The sequence below is a fragment of the Kitasatospora sp. NPDC024654 genome (assembly GCF_055559155.1).
Genome location: NZ_JBVHLF010000043.1, coordinates 1 through 18883 on the forward strand (window position 1 = coordinate 1; position 18883 = coordinate 18883).

Sequence of the window (18883 nt, forward strand, 5' to 3'; positions counted from 1 at the left end):
TCGGCCCGCCCGGGGTCGGCCCGCCCGGGGTCGGCCCGCCCGGGGTCGGCCCGCCCGGGGTCGGCCCGCCCGGGGTCGGCCCGCCCGGGGTCGGCCCGCCCGGGGTCGGCCCGCCCGGGGTCGGCCCGCCCGGGGTCGGCGGAACCGCCGGCGGCGTGAGGCCTCGATATCACCCGATCGGGTGACGTACGGGCCGCTGCGGCGAGGCATGTCCTGCGAATCGGTCGTGCCATTCCGATACGACGAGCGAATGCGTCGATCCCCCGGAATTTGACGACATAAGGCGTCGTGAAACCCCCGAAATTCCAGCATTTCCGAGCCGTGGCAACGACTTCACATTGCCATGGGGTCGAGCTACCTTTTAAATGTGCCCGGGAAAACCGGGGGCGGAAAATCCGCCAAGCTTCCACGAAATCGCATGCCGGGTGAATTGTGCCCGCCTGCAGAGAGGGAAAGGAGAAGTCGGAAATGGACCCGAACATCGTGCTGCGCGCCCTGCGTCAGCTCGCCGCCCGCATCGACGAGATCGGCGCCAACCCGGAGCACGACTGGTCCGGCCTGGCCATTGAGGCCCTGGAGGGCATCGAGGCCCTCGACGGCTGGCTCACCCGCGGCGGACACCTGCCCGCCGCCTGGGCCGGCAAGCGCTGATTCCACCCTGACCAGCCCGCGCCAACTGCGGTCCTGCACAACCGAAGGAAGGACATCGACATGACCGACACGCTCGTCACCCCCGCGACGTTCGCGCCCCCGCCGATCAGTCGCCTCGACCTCACCCCGGCTCCCGCCCCGGTGATCCCGGAGCCGACTCCCACCGCCGGGCGCGAGGAGTGGGAGGTGCACGTCAGCCCCCGCTACCTTGCCGGGGCCGGCTTCGAGGTGGAGGAGGCCATGGCCCCACTGATCGAGGGTGCCAGGTGGCGCCGGTGGAGCGATGAGCTCGCCAACTGTCACGTCACCAGCCCGTGCGGGCGCGCCTACCTGGGCTTCCTGCCGGAGGACAACCCGGAGCCGGTGGGGCTGTGGAAGGCTTGGGCGCGCCCGCACCACCACGGCCCGCGCACCTGGATCGCCGCCTTCTCCGACGAGATGCCCTACGAGTTCATGGGTGCCTTTGCCGCCTACTGGGCCGAGGGCTACACCCCCGACGACGCCACCTTCGCCCACCCGGACGACGGGCGGCGCGACGGCATCGAGAAGGTCCTGACGGTCCTTCGGGAGGCCGGGTGGGACATGGATGTGAACACCGGGCGGGGCCAGCAGGTGGAGCGGTGGACCGCGCCGGACGGCCGGGCCGGGGTGGAGGTGCGAGTCAATGCGCGCGGTAGCGCGGAGAGCGAGATCCTCCAGGGTGAGCCCCGCTGGACGATCTGGGGCTCCCACGCCCCGTACCGCCGGCCGCTGTGGGATGCGGTCTTCAGCAGCGGTACCCCGACCGGCCTGATCGCCGCGTTCTGCCGAGCCCTGGCGGACCCCGCCCCGCTGACCCGCGAGGACCACCACATCCCCCGCGCCTGCCGGGACCTGGTCACCCGCACCTGACGCCACGCCAGGTGGTGCCGTCCCCGCGCGTATCGGGGGCGGCACCACCGCCCAGCATGCCACCTCACCGACCCCTGCGCGCAACCGGAGGCCATGTCATGAGCATCCGTTCGATCATCGCCCGCCCCACTCCCGAGGGCTACGCCGGACGCTACGTCCACAGCCACGGCCACCCCCGCCAGCGGGTCCCGATCTTGCTCACCGCGATCCAGGGCCACTTCGCCGGCGACGCCGGGGCCGCCGCCCGCTACTACCTGGACGAGCACCCGGGCGGATGGAGCCGCCTGGGCACCGCCTTCACCACCCGGCCCCACGACACCGACCCCGACGCCAACCAGTGCTACTGCCACGGCGGCTGGGACGACGGGCCGGACCTGCTGACCCAGGACGACGTTGACCCGCTGTGGCACGAGTGGATCTACCTCCTGCGCCCCGAGGGCCTGCAGGTCATCCGCACCGACTGGAGGAAGTGCACCCAGGCCGACTGGGCGAGCCACCTCCTGCCCTGGACCACCAACCCCGACACCCCGCTGCCCGCCACCCTGCGCAGCTGACCCCACTCCACTACCCGCACGGCGGCCGGGCCATCGCTGGTCCGGCCGCCCCACCCCGAAAGCGAGACCCCGTGACCACGATCGCCGCCCGCGCCCGCGAGGCCGCCGCCCACCTGCACACCGCCCGGACCACCGCCCCCGAACATCGCAAGCACGCCACCGCGCGCGCCCGCGCCCGCCTGCGGATCGCCACCCTCCTCGCCCTGGCCCCGACCGCCATCACCACCGAGACCGACGACCAGCGCACCACCGAACTCAACACCGCGCTCATCCTGAGCGCCGCCGACCCCGCTGACCCGGGCGCCGTCTACCGATTCAGCATCCTCGACCCCCGCTTCCACGACGACACCCTGCACCTCCTGCGCCCCTGCCCGGCCTGCGGTGGTGAGGTCCCCGTCCGCGAGGTCCGCACCGTGGCCGACCTCGCCGACGCCCACCGGCCGGTCGACATCCCGGCCGACAGCCCGCTGCCCGCGCACCTGGCCGACGCCTTCGCCGACGACCCCGGCCACCGCACCCCCTGCCCGGCCGCCCCCTGAACCAACTCAGCATGCCCAACCGCCCGACCGCAGGCACACACCCCCAAACCCCGAACGGAGACGCGAACATGACCAGCCCGACCCCCACGCCCGCCCCGCTGCCCACGCCCGACCAGGAGATGGCCGCCGCCCTCGTGAGCGCCCACCTCGCCGCCCCGCCCCACCCCGGCACCGACCGGGGCGAGGCCCTGTCCGAGCTGATCGCGCTGATCTGCCTCACCGCGGACGACCTCGACCAGACCCTCAAGGAGACCCGGGCCAGGATCTCCGCCGTCCAGCTCGACCTCGACGTCCTCGCCACCGGCGGCCCGCTCACCGCGAGCATCGACCAGCCCACTCTCGCCGCCGCCGGGGCCATCCTCGACATCCTCACCGCCGTCAGCCGCACCCAGACCCACCACCTGCGCCTGCTGATCCGCTCCTACAAGCAGCTCAACATCACCGGTCCGAACCGCAACTGACGTCACAACACCTCCCGCCGCGCGCAGCGGCAGAAAGGACACCCGACCGTGTCCCAGCGTCACCTCACCGTCGGCGACCTCCTCGGCAGCCTCACCGGCATCGACCCCCGCACCCCCGTCCGCCTGGCCCTGTCCCCGGAGTGGCCCTTCGAGCACTACGTCGGCGCCGTCACCGCCACGCCCACCATCCCCGCCACCAGCACGGACCCGAACCCCCACACCGAGCCGCGCGGCGCGGTCTGGATCGGCGACGGCGGCCAGATCGGCCACCTCCCGGCCGAGGCCTGGGTCGAGCTGCACCACGACCCCTACGACGACATCCCCGGCGCCGCCTGAACAACCGCTCAGCGGCCACATCACCGAAGCACTGCCTAACAACCCGTCCGGCTGATCTGCAATGTCCGCCGTACGGCGCCGGCCGGGGCGAACCACGCCCCGGCCACCCGACACGTATCTCACGCCCCAACGGAGGGACGCCCCCCATGCCCGCTCACGAGCGCCCGCCCGCCGACCTGAACACCCTGCGCACCGCCGCCGCGGCCCTGCTCGCCGCCGCGACCGCCGCCGCCCTGGCGAACGACGACCGCCTCACCGAAGCCCGCACCGAGATCAACCGGACCGCGCCTCACGGCATCCGCCAGCCCGGCCACACCGACCTCGTCCACCGCGAGGCCACCTACCGCCTCGCCCACGCCGCCCGCCTGGACCCGCCCGGACTCCTGACCCCCAACATCGCCGAAGCGCTCGCCAATCGCGACCGCGCCTGGCCCCGCCCCATCCGCCGCACCGCCCTCCTCGCCGCCACCGCCCACCTGCCCGCCACCCCCGGCCCCATCCCGTCCCCGCCCACGCCGCCGAGCGCGCCCACCATCACCACCGCCCAGCTCACCACCACCTTCCACGCCGCCGCCCGCCACGCCGCCACCCACCTGCGCAGCGCCCGCACGCGCACCCTCGCCCACGCCCTGGCCACCGCCGCCCACGAGGCCGCCCGCGACCTGCCCAACGGTTACGGCCTCCTTCTCGAGCGCGAACTGATCCTGCGTCTCGCGCTCACCCTCGCCCTGCCCGCCACCGGCGCCCTCGCCCCCGGACTGGACACCGCCCTCGCCCACGCCACCAGGGCCGCCACCCGCACCGAACTCGCCGACCTGATCCTCACGGCCGCGCGCCCCACCGCCACGCGAACGGCGGCGCCTGTGGCGCAGGTGAGCCGTGTCCGGTTCGTGCCCCGTCAGCGCGGCCGTACCGGCACCTGCCCGTGCGTCTGCTCGACGGGCGGGTCCTGCGGCGGCTGCGGTCACGCCGGCTGCGGCCGCCGCTGACCGCCCCTGTCCGGGGCCGCCCTCACCGGGCGGCCCCCGGACACCCCAACCACGCACAGCCAACAGGCCCGAGGAGGCCCTCCATGTCCCAGACCATGACCACCAACACCACCCCGACCGCCACGCAGCCGGTCACCGCGCTGACCGGCGCGACCGCCGCCGTCTACACCGAACTCTGCGGCCAGCAGTCCGTCACCGCCGCCGCCCTGGCCGTGGCCGCCGAGGTCAGCCCCTCCGCCGCCCGCAAGGCCCTCGTCAGCCTCGAACAGCGCGGCCTGGCCCACCGCACCCCCGGCGGCAACGACCGCACCCGCAAGCTCCCCGACCTCTGGTACCCCGCCACCTTCACGCACGGGAGCGCGGACACCGGCAGCGCACCGGAGCGACCGCACGGCAGCAATGCCGAGGAGCAGAACACCTCGCAGGACGCAGCCGTGAGCACGGCAGCGGGTGAACCGGCGACCGCGACCGCGCCGGACGGGCCGGAAGCAGCCACCGAGAGCGGTGACTGCTCGGAGCCGAATGCGGACACGCCAGCGGAGCAGTACGACCAGGACCGGGACGGCCACGCGGAACGGGAGCTGCGGGATGGCACCGGCGAGAACGGACGGGGTGTCTCCTCCACAGCAGCGAACGAGGAAGCGGAGTTGCCGCAGGGCGAGGGGAGCCCGGACGGCTCCGGCGATGGCGACGTCGAGACGTCCCAAACGCCGCCGCACGCAGACACCGAGACCCCGTTCAACGCCGACACCGTGGCCGCGTCGGACGCCGGAGAGGGCGCTGACGACGCGGAGTTGACGGGTGACCCGCTGACTGTGGACGCCAGCCCGCAGGAGGAGCACGCTTCGCCTGGTACGCCGGAGTCCGACGCGGGCGAAAGCGGACCGGCCGCCCCGACAACCAGCACCGGGCAACCGGACGCCGCCCAGGATGAGATGCGCCGAACCCCGGACAGCGACGGAGCCCCCGGCGAGCACATCTGCGTCTGCACGACCTGCGGCACCCACATGGCCCCACGCCCCCGCAAGCGCCCCGTCACCCCCACCACCGGGGGATCCCGCCTGGCGCCGGGTCAACTCCACCAGCTGGTTCTGGAGCACCTGCGGGCCAACCCGGAGCAGGACTGGACGCCCACCAAGGTCTCCCAGGCCTTGGGCCGGTCCTCCGGAGCCATCGCCAACGCCCTGGACACCATGGTCAGCCGGGGCGAGGCCGTCATGACCAACGACAAGCCCCGCCGCTTCCAGGCAGCTCCGAGCGGAACCTCGGAGGCGCCGAGCACGGAGTGATCGGCATGCACCGGCACCGCCCCTTGGGTCACCCCCAGGGGCGGTCCCCCAACCGCTCGGCTCGGCATTACTCAACTGGTGTTGCACAACCGGAGACTGGGTGAGTGCCGTGTCCGGCACTGGCTGAGGGCCCAGCGTGCTGGTGATCGTCTGCTGCCTTGGTGTCCTGGGGTGCGTGAGACGCTGCTGAGCGAGACCGGTTGAGAGAACGGTCGCGGCGACCGTGGTGCATGCTGGTCCGGTGAGTGATCCTCAGACGGCATGGCAAGCATGGCTGGGCAGCCTGGATGCGCCGCGACAGGCCGTCGCGCTGTCGCTACGCGCCCAGTTCGAGACTCTCGGGGCGGCTGATGGTGCGGACTGGGCGAGGTCCGAGATCAGCGAGGACCTGCCGCATCTCGCCCGCTTCCTGCTGCTCCGAGGACTGTGGCGCAGTCCGATTGACGGTTGGGCCGACCCGGGCGCGCTCGATCAACTTCCGGCTGCTCGGCGGCTCCTCGCCGCTGGAGCGGACCGGGCTGACCTGGTTCTCCTGGCCCGAGCTGTGGCCTATGAATCGGTGTTCGCAACGCTCGATGAGCTTGACGCCGGCGGTGACGTGAACGTCTCGGATGTGGGCGTCGGCTGGGTGGTCATGGAGGCCGGCGAAGACGGCTCATCGAGCGGACGATGCCTCTCGGGCCTGCACGAGGAACTCCTCACCATGGATCCGAGCGGACGTGACGGGGATGACCTCTGGAGGTAGGCCTGATCCACTCGGCCGATAGCCACGCGTGTGACCGCCCTCGAGGCAACGCGCTCAGCCTTGTGTAGACCAACGTGCTTACGACGGATCGTGGTTCCAGTCTTCCCCGCTCGTGATGTCGAGGGCCCCGTCGTGCAGGACGAAGTGGCGGGCCGCATTGTCGTCAACTGTGACCGGGGGACGGCTGGTGTTCTGGAATGCCTCGGTTCGCAATCGGAAGTGGGCGGGGTTGGTGCCTTTCACGGCGCGCAGGCGCCACGGGGTGTCTTCGGTAGTTCCGGGGGCGGGCGGCACGGCCAGGTGCACGAGGGCGGAGGCGTCGTGGGGTATGCCGTAGCGCGTGTGTGCCGCAGCATAGGTGGCCAGTCGGAGCTCGGCCTCCGGTGGACCGGGGATCGCTGTGGTTTCTGGGGCGGGCTGCTGCGGTGCGTCGGCGGCCGAGCGTGCTCGGTCCTGGTCACGGAGGTCGGCGAGGAAATCTGGTTGCTGGGCCGTCTGTTGCAGCACTGAGGTGAACCAGTCGGCGAGGGCTGGGCCGCCGCGCCGGGCCCAGCGCTCGATCAGGCGGCGGAAGGCGGCTTCACGGCGGTAGGGCAGGCGGTGCGCGCCGGCGGTGAAGATCGCCTCGCCCGCTCCGGCGAAGGCCCGGTGGAAATCGTGCACCGGGACGCGCTGAGCGCCGCCGGCGGAGCGGACCATCCGGATGTGCAGCATGGCGCGGTGGAGGAGGGTCGCGGCGGCCATGGCGTTGGCGCCCAAGCGTCCCTCCCGCGGGGAGTCGGGCCAGGCGGGTTGGCTGTCGCGGGGTGGTGTGGTCGCGTCGGCCCGGTGTCCGGCGGCGGACAGGTACCAGCAGCGGTCGTCCGGGCGGAGGTCAGCTGTCACCGCGCGGAGTGTGCCGCGGGCTCCGATGCCGATCGACACCCCACCCGCCTCTGTTCCAAGCGTGGCGCCCCGGGCGTCGTGGGAATCGAAGCGGACCGCGGTAATGTCGCGCAGCCGTATGCCCAGCGTCGCGGCCTCGGGAGAGGCGCCGTCGTCCACGGGATAGCAACGGGCGACAGCCAGTTCGAGATAGCCGACGAGACGGCCGCCGGCCCGCTCCACCCGCAGATGGCGGACCTCGGCCGACGACAGGTCGTAGTCGGCGGCCAGACTCTCCGCGTTCTGCGGCGTCACCGCCATCACCGGCGCCATCACCCGTCCCAGATAGTCACGACCTGGCACGTACGGCTTCACGGGCGCGAGTAGCTCGTCCAAGGAGTGTCCGGCTGCGGAGGCCTGCTCCAGCATCCAGGCGCGTCTCTCCTCCCCGAGGCTGGCCATCCACTCCAACGCCGCGAGCGCACGACGTTCGCGCCCGCTTCGCGTGCCGGCCGTCGCCGCCCCGAACAGCGGGAAGGTGTTGTTGTCCCACACGTCCGCCACCACGCTGATGGTCTCCCGGTCGAAGCGGCGGGCATCCGAGGAGGCGTCAGCGATCTGCACCAGCGAGCGATCCAGCAAGGCCCCGAGAGCGGCGATCGAGGAACCTCGCCGGCCCGGTGGCGCTCCACGCAGACCGCCTTTACCCGCACGGCGCCATGGAGAGGGGACATCGAGGTTGACCATGCCAGGATCGTCGCACGAAAGGTGAGCACGTCGAACAGACACTTGAGCGCGTTCGCTGGCCACGTCGGCGTGAACGAGCACGCAGTTCTCCGAGCACCTCGGGACTCCCTGCGGCTGGGGCCTACAGTTTCCCCTCGGGCCCGGTAGCGGCAGGCGGTACTACCTCGATGATCGTGGCCGTGCCGACAATCGGCCTGCCCTCGTGCATGGTGATCACGTCTCCAGGCTTGACATGGCGCCACTGTTCGGGGCAAAGCGGAGCCAGGCGGACCGTACCGACCTCTCCCGGCGCCAGCTCAAGCGCATCCTCCACCCACAGCCGTGCAACGTTCACGGCCTGCCCGCCGTCGGGTTCTGGATTGCCGATGTCCCAGAGCGGCCGGAGTTGCCCCTGCCCGGAGAATGCGGTCCGGCGTCCGCCCTCCTGCGTGCTCAGCAGACTCAACCTAGCCCGGAAAGTGCCGTGCTGGGTCTCCCCGGCCCGCCACTCGCACCAGTGGGCGCTGTGGTCCAGCATCATCTGGCGGGCGGCGTCCGCCAGTAGTGACCAGAACGGCAACGGGACAGGGCGCTCGTCCGCGATCTCCATCAGGAGGTCCAGGACGAGCCCCCACTCCTGGTGCCGTTGGTAGTCGCGGACGTCGTCGACCGTCACGCCGTTTTCGGCGCGGGCTCCCTCGGGGAGCAGATCGGTCGCTCGCCGAAGGAGCGTGAAGGCATCGTCCATGAGGGCATTGTCCAAGGTCGTCAACAACCTGGTCGGTCAGCCCGGCAAGATCGGCCTCCGTGGCCAGCCCGGATGCCGCTCCTGTGCGCACCTCCGTGTTCAAGACGGGTCGCCGAGGTCGTCGTCCAAGGTGCTCCAGAGCTTGCGGACGAAGGTGGGGCTGCGGTGGGCCCAGCGGGCCGTTTCGCGTTGGCTCAGGCCGTTGAGTCGGCCTTGGAGGATCCGTGATCGCGCCTCCTCGGCGTCGGCCGGCGGGTCGGTCTCGGGGGTGCGCACCTCGGGGACCAGGTGCGCACCCCCGGTGTCCGGACTGGTGGCTGCTGCGCGCACCGGGTGGGCACCGCGGTGGAGGGCGACCAGCTGGAGTTGCCAGGCGGGGCCGGCTTCGCCGAGGACGAGGAGGAGGGCGGGGGCGATCAAGTGGACGACGACGCCGACTGGATCGTGCTGGAGAGCGGCGTCTCCGATGTTCACGAAGACGGAGAAGGTACCGGTCAGCAAGCGGAAAGCGGCAGGCCAGCGCCCGCTGCTGACGCCGTAGCGCGCTAGGGTCGCGTCGGCTTGGAGGGACATGACGAAGGCGACGTCGATGCTAGTGGCGAGGATCCAGCCGGACCAGTGCCAGGGGGAGTGCGCACCGATGAACTGAGTGCCCGTCATGGCAGAAAAGGTGCATACGGCGATGATGAGGATCCAGGTGCCGGCGGTGAGCACGAGCCCGGTGCGGCGGATCTCGGCAGGCGTCGGAGGCGAGATCGGGTGCGTGTCGCTCACGGTCGTGCTGCTCCTGGTGGTGTTCGGTTCGGTGGGTGTGCGCGCCTCGGCTGTGGGTGCGCGCGTACCCACCCAGTTGGCGGTGTTCACCTGGTGGCTGGGTGCGCACCTCGGTGTGCGCTGCTCAGGGGGCTGGTCGGGTGGCGCCGAGGTAGTGGTCGTGGTGGCGGTATGGCTCGGTGCGGACGGTGGTGCCGGTGTGGGCGGCGTCGATCATCTGTCCGGCGCCGACGTAGAGGCCGACGTGGGTGATGTCGTTGGTGGAGGTGCCGTAGAAGACGAGGTCGCCGGGAAGGAGCGGGGCGGTGTCGGGGACCTTGGGGGTGGCGTCGTACTGGTCCTGGGCGACACGGGGGAGCGGGATGCCGGCTGCGGCGTAGGCGGCTTGGGTGAGTCCGGAGCAGTCGTAGCCGTGGCCGGGGTCGCCGGTGCCGCCCCACTCGTAGGGGGTGCCTTCCTTGGAGCGGGCGAAGGCGATGGCGGTTGCGGTGGCCTGGTTGGGTGCTGGGACCGGGGCGGTCTGCCGATCGGCGTCGAGGGCGTACTGGCGGGCCTGGGCGAGGACCTGGGCGACGTACCAGTCGGCGTGGTTGTAGGCGTAGATCGCGGCGTGCAGGTCGTGGCCGTCGCGGGCTCCGTTGTCGCACAGGAGGCGGGCGGCGGCGTAGACGGCGTCGGTCGGGTCCCAGGGGGTGGGCGGGTTGGCGCCGCCGGGCGGGACGGGTAGCGCGTACTGCTGGAAGGTGTCGGGGAGAAACTGCATGGGGCCAACGGCTCCGGCGCTGGAAACCTGGTTGGTGTCGAGGCCGTGGTGGGTCTCGATCTCGCCGATGGCGGCGAGCACCGTCCACGGCAGGCCAGGGCAGGTGGGAGCCGCCTGCTGATACAGCGCCAGCATCCGGGGTGGGATGTCCGATCGGGCGACGGAGCTGGGTTCGCCGGGTCCGGAGAAGAAGTCGAAGAGGCCGCCACTGATGGTCGACACTACGGCGGTGGCCGCCGCGATGAAGAGCAGAGCGGCGGCGAGGCAACCCACCCCGGCCGCGGCGCCGGATCGTGCCGCCGCGGACTCCACCAGCCCCGCTCAGACGTGCGAGCGGGCGGGGTGACCGGGGGCGAGCGGGTTCGGCGCTGGAACGACGGCTCGCATGACACCCGTTGTGGGCGGGGCCGTCACGGGGCGCCGGTCAGCGGTCCAGCCGTCGGGGAGGTCGGCAAGCGACTGCCGTCGCCCGCCGATACCGAGCGGCAGCCAGACGGCTTCAGCGGGGGAAAGTGGCTGGTCGCGGGTGTGAGTGGCGACGGCCAGGTGGTCGAGGGCCCGGTGGGCGGCCAGGCGCTGGTGGAGGTTCACTTCGCGGCGCTGACTGTGGAGGCTGAAGAGGACGAGCGGGCGACTGCGGGTGGCGAGGGCGAGTTCAGCGTAGTCGTCGAGCTTGGCGGACAGCCGGGTCAGCGACTCGGTGCCGGTGTCGTGTTCGAGGAAGAACGCGATGCTCCCGGCCTGGGTGGTCGCGGTGGCGTAGGCGTCCGGCTGGGCGAGGTCACCCCACTGGTCACGGCACCGCAGCTCGGACCACCAGGTGCTCAAGTACGCGGCGGGGGTGGAGTCGTGGGCGAGGGTGGTGAAGAAGGTGGCGACGCCGAGGTCGTGGGTGAGGGTGGGCGAGAAGGCGATCCGGGTGGCGGTGTCGGGGTGCCAGCCGAGGATGGCGGGGGTGGTGGCGAGCCGGGCGGCGAGCAGGTTCGCGCCGGCGCGGCCGAGGATGAAGTGGGTAGGCGCGGAACCGACCGGGAGCTGGGGGCGGAAAGAAGTGAGGAGGTCGAGTTCGGCGAGGGCGGCCAGGCGGCGGTTGGCCGAGCGGCGGGAGGTGTAGGCGAGGTCGGCGATGTGAGTGGACGTCAGGACGCGGTGTTCGAGCAGCATCTCCAGCAGCCACAGGTCGCGCTCGGTCAGTCGGGAGGCGAGGCTGTGCAGCGGCGGTTGGCGACGCGGAGTGGTGGAGGCTGCGCGGATGCGGGGCTGGGCAGTCGTGGTGAGGCGCATGGGGGCTCACTTTCCGGTGGAGGGGCCGTAGGTGGCGCGGGATGAGCGGCGTACTTCGCCGGCGCGTCCGGGGACGGGGGTGGGCAGCGGCGTCGTACGGAGGGTGAAGGCGGGGGCATCGGCGGAGTGGGTGACCAGGCGGGTGGCGGCTTGGTAGGCGCCGAGGTGCGCGAGGTCGTGGGCGGTGAGGGTGGGGTGCATGTGGCGTTCGAGGTCGCGGGCGTCGTCGGGGGAGGCATTGAAGACGATCTTGGAGCGGGCGTTGGCGGAGATGCCTTCGCGCAGGTCGCGCGGGAGCTGGGCGAGGTTCTGGTGGGCGAGGACGAGCCCGAGCCGGTAGCCGCGGGCTTCGGCGAGGATGTCCTCCAGCGGGTAGGGGAGGGTGAGGAAGTTGTGGGCCTCGTCCAGGTACATCGCGGCGTCCCGCCGTGTGCTTTCGCGCCGGCCGGCACGTTGGGCTGCGGCCTGCCAGGTCTTGGCGACGACGAAGGAGCCGAGGAGGCGGGCGGTGTCCTCGCCGAGCACGCCTTTGGGGAGGCGCACGAGCGCGAGGCCGCCGTCGAGGACCGCTCCGAGGTCGACGGTTGAGGGCCCGCCGGCGATGGTGTGCTGGACGAACGGGCGGAGCAGGAACGCGCGGAGCTTGTTCATCAGCGGCGCGGTGACGGCGGCTCGGGCGGGTTCGGAGAGCTGCTCGTACCAACTCCAGAAGCCGCGCAGCACCTTGTCGTTGACACCGCGGGTGATCCGGCGGCGGTACAGGTGGTCGGTGAGCAGGGTCGGGAGGTCTGCGAGTGTGACCGTGTCCCGCGTGGTGGTAGAGGTCATAAGGGTCAGGCAGGCGGCGCGCATGACGTCGTCGGTGCGCGGTCCCCAGAACGCGGCGAAGATCCGGCGGAAGATCCCAGCCAGGTTGTCGACCACGATGTCCGGCTCGGGACCTTCGAGCACGTTGAGGCGCGGTGGCAGGGCGTGGTCGTCCGGGTCGATGAGGACGGTCCGTCCGAGTGCGGACTCCGGCAGGCGAGTGAGGAGTTCGTTGATGAGGTCGCCTTTGGGGTCGATCACGACGGCGCCGCGTCCGGCTCGGGCGTCGTCGAGGATCATGGTCGCCATCAGGGTGGACTTGCCGGATCCGGTGGCTCCGACGATGTGCAGGTGGTGGCGGGCGTCGCTCACTGCGAGGCCGACGGGCCGGGTGGGGCCGCTGTCGGCGGTTCCGAGGGGTTTGGCGGACGGTCCGGGGCGCGCGATGGCGGGAGCGGGAGGGACGGAGCGGGCACCGGCGCGCTGGACACCTGGGGCGGCGGGGTCGGTGGGCAGGTGCGCGAGCGCCGCGAGCTCGGGGACGGACAAGAGGTCACCCCGGTGGGGAAAGTGACGTGTGGTGAGGCTTTCTGCGGGATGCCGCAGCCGGTGGCGGGCGTACCAGTTCCGCCCGGAGTACACGGCGAAAGCGGAGGCGACGGCGTGTGCCCGGCTCCGGCCGCGCACTCGGGCTGCCGAGAGCGCCGACTCGTCACTTCCCAAGGTAGGAACCGTGACGCAGTAGCGGGTGACGGTCTCCCACTGTGGTCCGGCGGCCTTGAGGAGGGCGGCGCGAAGCTCGGCGTTCTGCTCGGGATCCCGGCTGGTCAGCGTGGCGCGAGAGGGCTGATGGGTGAGGAGGTCGAAGAGCCGGCCGGTTCTCGCGGGCCCGCCACTCCCGTCACCCATGGTGCGGAGCCGGTACTTGGCCCGGCGGACGCGGGCACCGGTGGCCGGGCGGACGAGCACGCTGACCGTGACCTCCTCACCGGCTCCCAGACTGAGCCCCGCGCCGAGCAGGGCGCGTAGCGGATCGGCGCCGTGCTCGGTCCTCAGCGGGAGGATCTCGGGCCGCGCCAAGCGCAACGTGCCGCCGGTGACGAAGGGTTGTTCCTTGCCGAGTTCGATCCGGGCTTCCGGGCGTTCGAGTGTGGTGTGGGCGCCGGGCCAGGCCGACTCCACCGCCCGCCGCAGCAGGGAGGCCGGGATCACGCCGGGCGTCCAGAGGCGGATGGTCAGACCGTTGGAGGTGAAGCGGTACTCGAACGCGATGTGCGGCTGGCCGCCGGCCAGGCGTTGCCACCAGGGCTTCAGCAGGCCGATGAGGTGCCCCCACAGGACCTCGGCCGCTCGCGGCTCGACGGTGGGCGGGGCGAGGATTACCAAAGTGGTGCCGTCGGCGGTGAGACGGCGTTGCCGGGAGCGGTGAACCCACCAGCGCATGCTCCACCGCAGCGTCGCGGCCGCGATGAGCACAGCGCCGAGGGGCGGCCAGTCCCGCACGAGGAGGGCCCCGAGCTGGCCCCACCGCTCGCCGGGGTCGAGGATGAACGGTGCGGCGCTCACCGTGCCTCCTCGACCGCCGCACCGGTCTCGCCCGGGTTGGTGGTGACCAGTTGGTGCTCGGCAGGGGAGGCGACGCTGCTGAACGCGGCCCGCTGTCCGGGCCCGGCGCACAGCAGGGCCTGGCCCTGTGGTGCGGAGAGGAGGTATGCGGCCTCGCCGGCGGACAGGCGGAAGGCGTCGGTCACCGCGTCGATGGCCTGCGGCGCCTGGCGTAGCAGGATCTGGGTGGCGGCGTTTGCGACGACTGCCTTGCCCAGGTCGGTGGCGAGGAGGTCGGCGGTGTCCTGGGTGATCACGGACAGCCCGGCCCAGTACTTGCGGGAGCCCTTGGCCATGCGGTTCAGGAAGCGGGCACCCTGCTCCTCGCGCATCAGCAGCCACGCCTCGTCGACGATGACCAGTCGGGGTCGACGCTCGCGCGGATTGGTGACGGCGCGCCAGGCGGCGTCGAGTGTGAGCATGGTGGCGGTGGCTTTCAGCTCATCGGGCACGTCGCGCAGCGAGTAGACCGTCAGGTAGCTGTTCGTCAGGTGCGTTGTCGGCCCGTCGAAGAGCTGGCGGTGGCTGCCCGTGGTGAAGGGTGCGAGCCGGTCCGCCAGGCGGTGTGCGGCGGGATCGGCGGCCTCGGAGAGTGCATTGGCGAGATCGGCCAGCAGAGGAGCCGGTCGGGTGTGGGTACGCGGATCGGAGGTGATTCCGGCTTCGCGGTAGGCGGTGAGGATGGCTGTGTCCAGGAGAGCTTTGCCGGCGCTGTCGATGGCGCCACCGAGTAGGACGGCCAGGAAGCTGTGCAGGAACAGAGCTCGGCGGGTGAGCCGATCGGGGCTGCTCTCGTCCTCCTGGGTGAGGTCGAGGGGGTTGATCCGAACGCCCTCGGTGCCCAGCCGGATGGTGGTTCCGCCCACTGCCTGTGCGAGGCGGATGTATTCGTCCTCCGGGTCGATCACGAAGATCTGCACGCCGCGGTAGAGCAGTCGCAGGGCTTCGAGCTTGGCGAGATAGGACTTCCCGGCCCCGGAGCGGGCCAGCGTGACCGAGTTGTGGTTGTCCTGCGCGAAGCGGTCCCACAGCACCAGCCCGGACGCCGAGGTGTTCAAGCCGAGCAGCACCGATCCCACGGCCGACGGCGATCCGGAATCGGCGGCGGGAAGATCGGGCGAGGCGAAAGGGAAGCAGGCGGCGAGCGCCGCCGTGTCGAAGGTCCGCTTCGCGCCGAGCTGGTCGACACCCAGCGGCAGGCAGCTGGTCCAGCCCTGCAACGCGCGCCAGGTCGCGACCTCGCAGCGCAGCAGCATCGACTCGGCGATCGCGCGCACCGCCGAGATCTCCTCTGCCAACTGCACGCGGTCGGTGGCGTAGACGGTGAGGTAGAGACCGACGCGGAACAGCTTCCCCTCGCCTCGTGCGACGCGCCACGCCAGCTCGGCGGCATCCTGCGCGGCGGCCTCCGTCTCCGGATCCTCCAACTGCCCGCGCCCCGCACCCGCGCGACGGCTTGCCTCCAGCCGGGCACGCTGCTTGCGCAGCCGGTCGGCCGCGAGCGCGGCGGGCACCGGGTCGATGTGGAGACTGACGTTCAGCCGACCCGGGTAGCTCAGCAGCGGCTCCAGCCAGCCCGCGCCGACCTCGGCAGGGTACCCGGTGACGAGGAGCGTGGTGGCGAGCAGATCACCGACCGCCAGCACCCGCGCCTCGACCTGGACGCTGTCCGGCCCCAGCCCCACCACTGCGCAGGTCGCCTGATGGGCCTTCACAGGGCACCGCCGTCGCTGATGAGAGTGACCGGCGAGTTCGGCAGCGCCGGGTCGGGATGTACTGGGGTGTCCGGTGCTGTCGCGGCAGCCACCTGCGCGAATGCCTCCGCCCCGGACAGGGGCCGCAGCGGAACTTCAGCCGCCGCGAGTAGCCCGACCGCTTCTTCGGCCCGGCGCTGCGCCCTCATCCCGGCCGCCCGATCGCAGCCGGGCTCGCGGTGGACCACCAGCACCTGACGGGAGAGCAGCTCCTGTTCAGCGGCCAGTTCGGCGAGGAAGTCGGCGTACTCCCGGCAGGCCTCCTCCAGCAGCGGGTGCGGGAGCGAGCCGGCGGCCTGTTCCAACTCGGCCACCGCGGGTCCGATCTCCAGACGCTGGGAGCGCACCAGGATCTGCACCGGCCCGGTCAAGGCGTTCAGCCACCGCGCGAAGCCGGAGATCAGCGCCTGCTGCTCACCCCCGGTCCGCAAGCCGAAGTTGACGGTCCCGGCCCGGCTGAGCACGACGCGGCCGGCATCAGCAGCGTCGATCACCCCGTCCGGCCCGACGTCCGCGATCGGCAGCCGCAGCTCGGCCGGGGGCGTCGCCGGCTGCTCCCGTTGCGCGGCGGCCTGCCAGGGAAACGGGCCGTCACAGGAGTCGGCGGCCGGCACCAGGCGTCGCGGGGAGCGGGAGTGGCGCCACGCGGCGAGCAGCCAGCGGTCGAGAGTGAGGCCTTCACGGCGGGTGAGGACGGCAATGGTGCCCGCCGTGCCGATGGGGACGGCGGCTGCCAGGTAGAACAGTGGGGGAACGAACTGCTTTGTCGCCTGGTAGCCGAGCCACAGCGCGGCCATGAGCACACCGAGCTGAATGCTCTGACGTGCTGTCAGCGGGCCGAGGATTGTGTCGTCCCGCTCTACCTCGGCGGGGATCTTGACGAGCGAGGGCCAGCCGTCGTCCTCGCGGGAGTACTGGTTCACGGTTGTTCAACTCCTTCCGCGACGGGAGTTCGGTGGTCCGTCGTCGAGGGGCGGGCGCAAGGGCGCCGGGCGGGGGATCGGGGGTGGGAGATTGACCCGCGCCGGCCGCAGGTTGGCAGCGGCGGTCGGCCGCACGGCGGGCGGTGGTGAGCTGGTGGGGCCGGGTTTGGGCGGCGGAGAACCGGGGCCGCCGGTGCCTGGCTGCGGGCCAGTGGGTCCGGGGCGGTTGCCGGGTGGGGTCACTCCTGCGGGCGGAAGCGAAGGGCTGGGCGGCGGGAGCGTCTGCTTGCGGGGAGCATTCCGGCGAGGTCGACCCCACTGGTAGGACGGTGTGGGCGCGGCACTCGGGCCGGGGCCGGCCGTGGTCGGTGAAGGGCCGCCGCGGCGAGGGCCGCCGGGTCCGGCACCAGGACGGCCTCCGCCTGGGCCGCCAGGTCGGCCGGGTCCTCCCGGGCCGGGGCCGCCTCTGCGGGGAGGCCCCCAGCGGTAGCGAGGAGTGCCACCGCCCGCGCCGCGCCCAGGCGTCGCGGCTCGTCCGACCTTCCAAGCCGCTCGGGCTCGGCCCCCGAGCGCGGCGCCGAAGGCGTACGGTCCGAACGGCGACCCGAGGGCGGCGCCGATCGCGATCTTGCGCAGGATCCGCATCCCGGGCACTCGCGGCCCGGTGTTGCCGGTGATGTTCCGGGCGGGGGTGGTGACGATACGTCGGATCCAGGACGGGATCTTGATGAGTAGGTAGAGGGTGCAGCAGATCAGCATCAGGTTGACCAGCGGCGTGGACTTGGTGATCGGTACGAGCCCGTAGTTGCCCGGGTCCAGCAGGGCTTTGACGCAGACCAGCAGCGCGAGTGCCTGGACGATCTGGGTGCCCAGGCACCCGAGGTAGGCGCGCCACCACAGGCGGGCGATGCCGTCGCTGGCCGGGTGGCCGTGGCAGGCGAGCATCAGCGCGGACCCGACGGTGAGTAGCACGATTCCTGCGGTGCGCATGAGCGCGGTCACCAGCAGCGTTCCGGCGAGCGTGAGTGCGACGAGTTGGATCACCAGCATGTACGGCGCCCCGGTGTTGGTGACTTGGGCGAGGATCAGTCCGATCAGGGTGCCGGCCACGTCGTCGGCGCTGACGCCGTTGCCGAAGATCGCTACCGTGAGGGCGTTCGCCAGCGTCAGCATGGTGGAGCACAGCGTCAGTGACAGGTTGGAGGCGGCGATACCCAGCACCAGCCGGGGCAGGAGTTCCTGCGCGCTCCATCGCTGCTGGACGCTGCCGTGGGTCATCACGGTCAGCCCGGTGGCCAGGACGAAGAGCCCGTAGCCGGTCATTGCGATGACCCGCATCGCCTCCCACAACTCCCGCACCCGGCCCGAAAACGCCGGATCGAGGGTGATCAGCAGCGCGCGCACCACGCCGTTGATCACCGGCTCGACCATGGGCCGGATCAGGTCGCCCAGCCAGCCGGTGATCGCTTCACGGATCTGCCCCGGGATGTCCCAGAACGACGCCGAGTCCCCGCCGCCGTCTCCTGACCCACTGTCAGCGGGAGCGGATGGAGCCGGTCCCGGCGAAGGGGCCGGAGTCGGCGTCGGACGGGGCTGCTCACTGACCGGTGGGGACGGCATCAGGCCGGGCGTCGGAGCCTGCGTGCTCGGTGCCGGCCCGGGGTCGGCGTGGGCGGGCTGCTGCGAGCAGAGTGCGCCGATGGCGAGGAGCACCAGCGCGACCCGCACCAGCTGCCTGTAATGCCGCTGACGCGATGTCACTTGCTGCCGACCAGGCCCTTGAGCACGTCCAGGATCACCGGGGCGAGGATCGCGAGCATGTAGCCGAGTCCGGCGGACTTTACCGCGTTCTTCGCCTTCATCACCTCGCCCGGGTCACCCCCGGCCAGCAGGTAGCGCAGCCCGCCGACGGTCAGGAACGTGGTGGCCACCGTGGCGACGATCCCGGTGATCCACAACGTGATGTTCCCGAAGACCTGGTCGAGCGTCGGTGGACCGGCCACCACGGCCGTCCCCGCGAACGCGTCACCCGCGGCCGAGAGGGTCAGGAACAGCGCGCTGGAGACGACCATCAGTTCGGACCACGGCGGCCGACGAGACTTCAGCAAACGTGCACATCGCATGGGAAACCCCCAAGGAACACGAGGACGGAGCCGAGCCGGGCAGCACCTGGCCGACGG

Annotated in this window: 19 protein-coding genes; 9 read left to right on the forward strand and 10 right to left on the reverse strand. The window is 71.8% G+C overall.

Translation table 11 applies throughout. The features are described 5' to 3' along the window. Positions 1–468 precede the first annotated feature (468 nt). From ACZ38L_RS23780 to ACZ38L_RS23820, 9 genes are all read left to right on the forward strand, one after another. Positions 469–651 carry a hypothetical protein gene (locus ACZ38L_RS23780; protein ID WP_465696837.1) on the forward strand — a complete coding sequence of 61 codons (183 nt, stop codon included), beginning with the start codon at positions 469–471 and terminating at the stop codon, positions 649–651. A gap of 60 nt (positions 652–711) precedes the next feature. Continuing rightward, a complete protein-coding gene (locus ACZ38L_RS23785; RefSeq protein WP_465696839.1) occupies positions 712–1542 on the forward strand; it encodes an SPDY domain-containing protein in 831 nt (276 codons plus the stop codon). Positions 1543–1640: 98 nt separating this feature from the next. After that, positions 1641–2096, forward strand: a complete 456-nt coding sequence (locus tag ACZ38L_RS23790; RefSeq protein WP_465696841.1) for a hypothetical protein — start codon at positions 1641–1643, stop codon at positions 2094–2096. Positions 2097–2167: 71 nt separating this feature from the next. After that, the gene (locus tag ACZ38L_RS23795) at positions 2168–2635 is read left to right on the forward strand and encodes a hypothetical protein (RefSeq protein WP_465696843.1); all 468 of its coding nucleotides are present in this window, start codon (positions 2168–2170) and stop codon (positions 2633–2635) included. Between the two features lie 68 nt (positions 2636–2703). Then, entirely contained in the window at positions 2704–3096 is a 393-nt protein-coding gene (locus ACZ38L_RS23800; RefSeq protein WP_465696845.1) for a hypothetical protein, read from the forward strand. Positions 3097–3144: 48 nt separating this feature from the next. Next, positions 3145–3432, forward strand: a complete 288-nt coding sequence (locus tag ACZ38L_RS23805) for a hypothetical protein (protein WP_329562040.1) — start codon at positions 3145–3147, stop codon at positions 3430–3432. 146 nt (positions 3433–3578) lie between these two features. Next, complete coding sequence (locus ACZ38L_RS23810; protein ID WP_465696848.1) at positions 3579–4421, forward strand: hypothetical protein; 843 nt, start codon at positions 3579–3581, stop codon at positions 4419–4421. An 83-nt stretch (positions 4422–4504) separates the two neighbouring features. Then, complete coding sequence (locus ACZ38L_RS23815; protein ID WP_465696850.1) at positions 4505–5710, forward strand: prolipoprotein diacylglyceryl transferase; 1206 nt, start codon at positions 4505–4507, stop codon at positions 5708–5710. A gap of 241 nt (positions 5711–5951) precedes the next feature. Further along, positions 5952–6455 (forward strand): hypothetical protein, encoded by a 504-nt coding sequence (locus ACZ38L_RS23820; protein WP_329562037.1) that lies wholly within the window; start codon positions 5952–5954, stop codon positions 6453–6455. Between the two features lie 78 nt (positions 6456–6533). Here ACZ38L_RS23820 and ACZ38L_RS23825 read toward each other — a convergent pair whose 3' ends face one another. The 10 genes from ACZ38L_RS23825 to ACZ38L_RS23870 form a co-directional block, all read right to left on the reverse strand. Then, complete coding sequence (locus tag ACZ38L_RS23825) at positions 6534–8066, reverse strand: hypothetical protein (RefSeq protein ID WP_465696852.1); 1533 nt, start codon at positions 8064–8066, stop codon at positions 6534–6536. 121 nt (positions 8067–8187) lie between these two features. Continuing rightward, the gene (locus ACZ38L_RS23830) at positions 8188–8793 is read right to left on the reverse strand and encodes a hypothetical protein (RefSeq protein WP_329562035.1); all 606 of its coding nucleotides are present in this window, start codon (positions 8791–8793) and stop codon (positions 8188–8190) included. 99 nt (positions 8794–8892) lie between these two features. Continuing rightward, positions 8893–9567: a hypothetical protein gene (locus tag ACZ38L_RS23835; protein ID WP_465696855.1), complete on the reverse strand. Its 675-nt coding sequence runs from the start codon at positions 9565–9567 to the stop codon at positions 8893–8895. Positions 9568–9691: 124 nt separating this feature from the next. Continuing rightward, a complete protein-coding gene (locus tag ACZ38L_RS23840) occupies positions 9692–10642 on the reverse strand; it encodes a C40 family peptidase (protein WP_465696856.1) in 951 nt (316 codons plus the stop codon). 9 nt (positions 10643–10651) lie between these two features. After that, positions 10652–11614, reverse strand: coding sequence for a replication-relaxation family protein (locus ACZ38L_RS23845; RefSeq protein ID WP_465696858.1), 963 nt, complete (start codon positions 11612–11614; stop codon positions 10652–10654). Between the two features lie 6 nt (positions 11615–11620). Beyond that, positions 11621–13987: a type IV secretory system conjugative DNA transfer family protein gene (locus ACZ38L_RS23850; protein WP_465696860.1), complete on the reverse strand. Its 2367-nt coding sequence runs from the start codon at positions 13985–13987 to the stop codon at positions 11621–11623. After that, positions 13984–15741 carry a VirB4 family type IV secretion system protein gene (locus ACZ38L_RS23855; protein WP_465696861.1) on the reverse strand — a complete coding sequence of 586 codons (1758 nt, stop codon included), beginning with the start codon at positions 15739–15741 and terminating at the stop codon, positions 13984–13986. Before ACZ38L_RS23855 ends, ACZ38L_RS23850 begins: the two co-directional genes overlap by 4 nt. Further along, positions 15738–16703, reverse strand: a complete 966-nt coding sequence (locus tag ACZ38L_RS23860) for a PrgI family protein (RefSeq protein WP_465696863.1) — start codon at positions 16701–16703, stop codon at positions 15738–15740. The genes ACZ38L_RS23855 and ACZ38L_RS23860 overlap by 4 nt, the downstream gene beginning before the upstream one ends. A gap of 6 nt (positions 16704–16709) precedes the next feature. Next, on the reverse strand, positions 16710–18134 hold the full coding sequence (locus ACZ38L_RS23865) for a hypothetical protein (RefSeq protein ID WP_465696865.1): 1425 nt from the start codon (positions 18132–18134) through the stop codon (positions 16710–16712). Between the two features lie 326 nt (positions 18135–18460). Then, complete coding sequence (locus tag ACZ38L_RS23870) at positions 18461–18775, reverse strand: pilin (protein WP_329562023.1); 315 nt, start codon at positions 18773–18775, stop codon at positions 18461–18463. Between the last annotated feature and the right edge of the window lie 108 nt (positions 18776–18883).

What these genes read in the sequence shown, in the direction of transcription:
- ACZ38L_RS23780 (WP_465696837.1), top strand. Translation starts at nt 469, where the DNA reads ATGGACCCGAACATCGTGCTGCGCGCCCTGCGTCAGCTCGCCGCCCGC.
- ACZ38L_RS23785 (WP_465696839.1), top strand. Translation starts at nt 712, where the DNA reads ATGACCGACACGCTCGTCACCCCCGCGACGTTCGCGCCCCCGCCGATC.
- ACZ38L_RS23790 (WP_465696841.1), top strand. Translation starts at nt 1,641, where the DNA reads ATGAGCATCCGTTCGATCATCGCCCGCCCCACTCCCGAGGGCTACGCC.
- ACZ38L_RS23800 (WP_465696845.1), top strand. Translation starts at nt 2,704, where the DNA reads ATGACCAGCCCGACCCCCACGCCCGCCCCGCTGCCCACGCCCGACCAG.
- ACZ38L_RS23810 (WP_465696848.1), top strand. Translation starts at nt 3,579, where the DNA reads ATGCCCGCTCACGAGCGCCCGCCCGCCGACCTGAACACCCTGCGCACC.
- ACZ38L_RS23815 (WP_465696850.1), top strand. Translation starts at nt 4,505, where the DNA reads ATGTCCCAGACCATGACCACCAACACCACCCCGACCGCCACGCAGCCG.
- ACZ38L_RS23825 (WP_465696852.1), bottom strand. Translation starts at nt 8,066, where the DNA reads ATGGTCAACCTCGATGTCCCCTCTCCATGGCGCCGTGCGGGTAAAGGC.
- ACZ38L_RS23830 (WP_329562035.1), bottom strand. Translation starts at nt 8,793, where the DNA reads ATGGACGATGCCTTCACGCTCCTTCGGCGAGCGACCGATCTGCTCCCC.
- ACZ38L_RS23845 (WP_465696858.1), bottom strand. Translation starts at nt 11,614, where the DNA reads ATGCGCCTCACCACGACTGCCCAGCCCCGCATCCGCGCAGCCTCCACC.
- ACZ38L_RS23865 (WP_465696865.1), bottom strand. Translation starts at nt 18,134, where the DNA reads ATGGTCGAGCCGGTGATCAACGGCGTGGTGCGCGCGCTGCTGATCACC.
- ACZ38L_RS23870 (WP_329562023.1), bottom strand. Translation starts at nt 18,775, where the DNA reads ATGGTCGTCTCCAGCGCGCTGTTCCTGACCCTCTCGGCCGCGGGTGAC.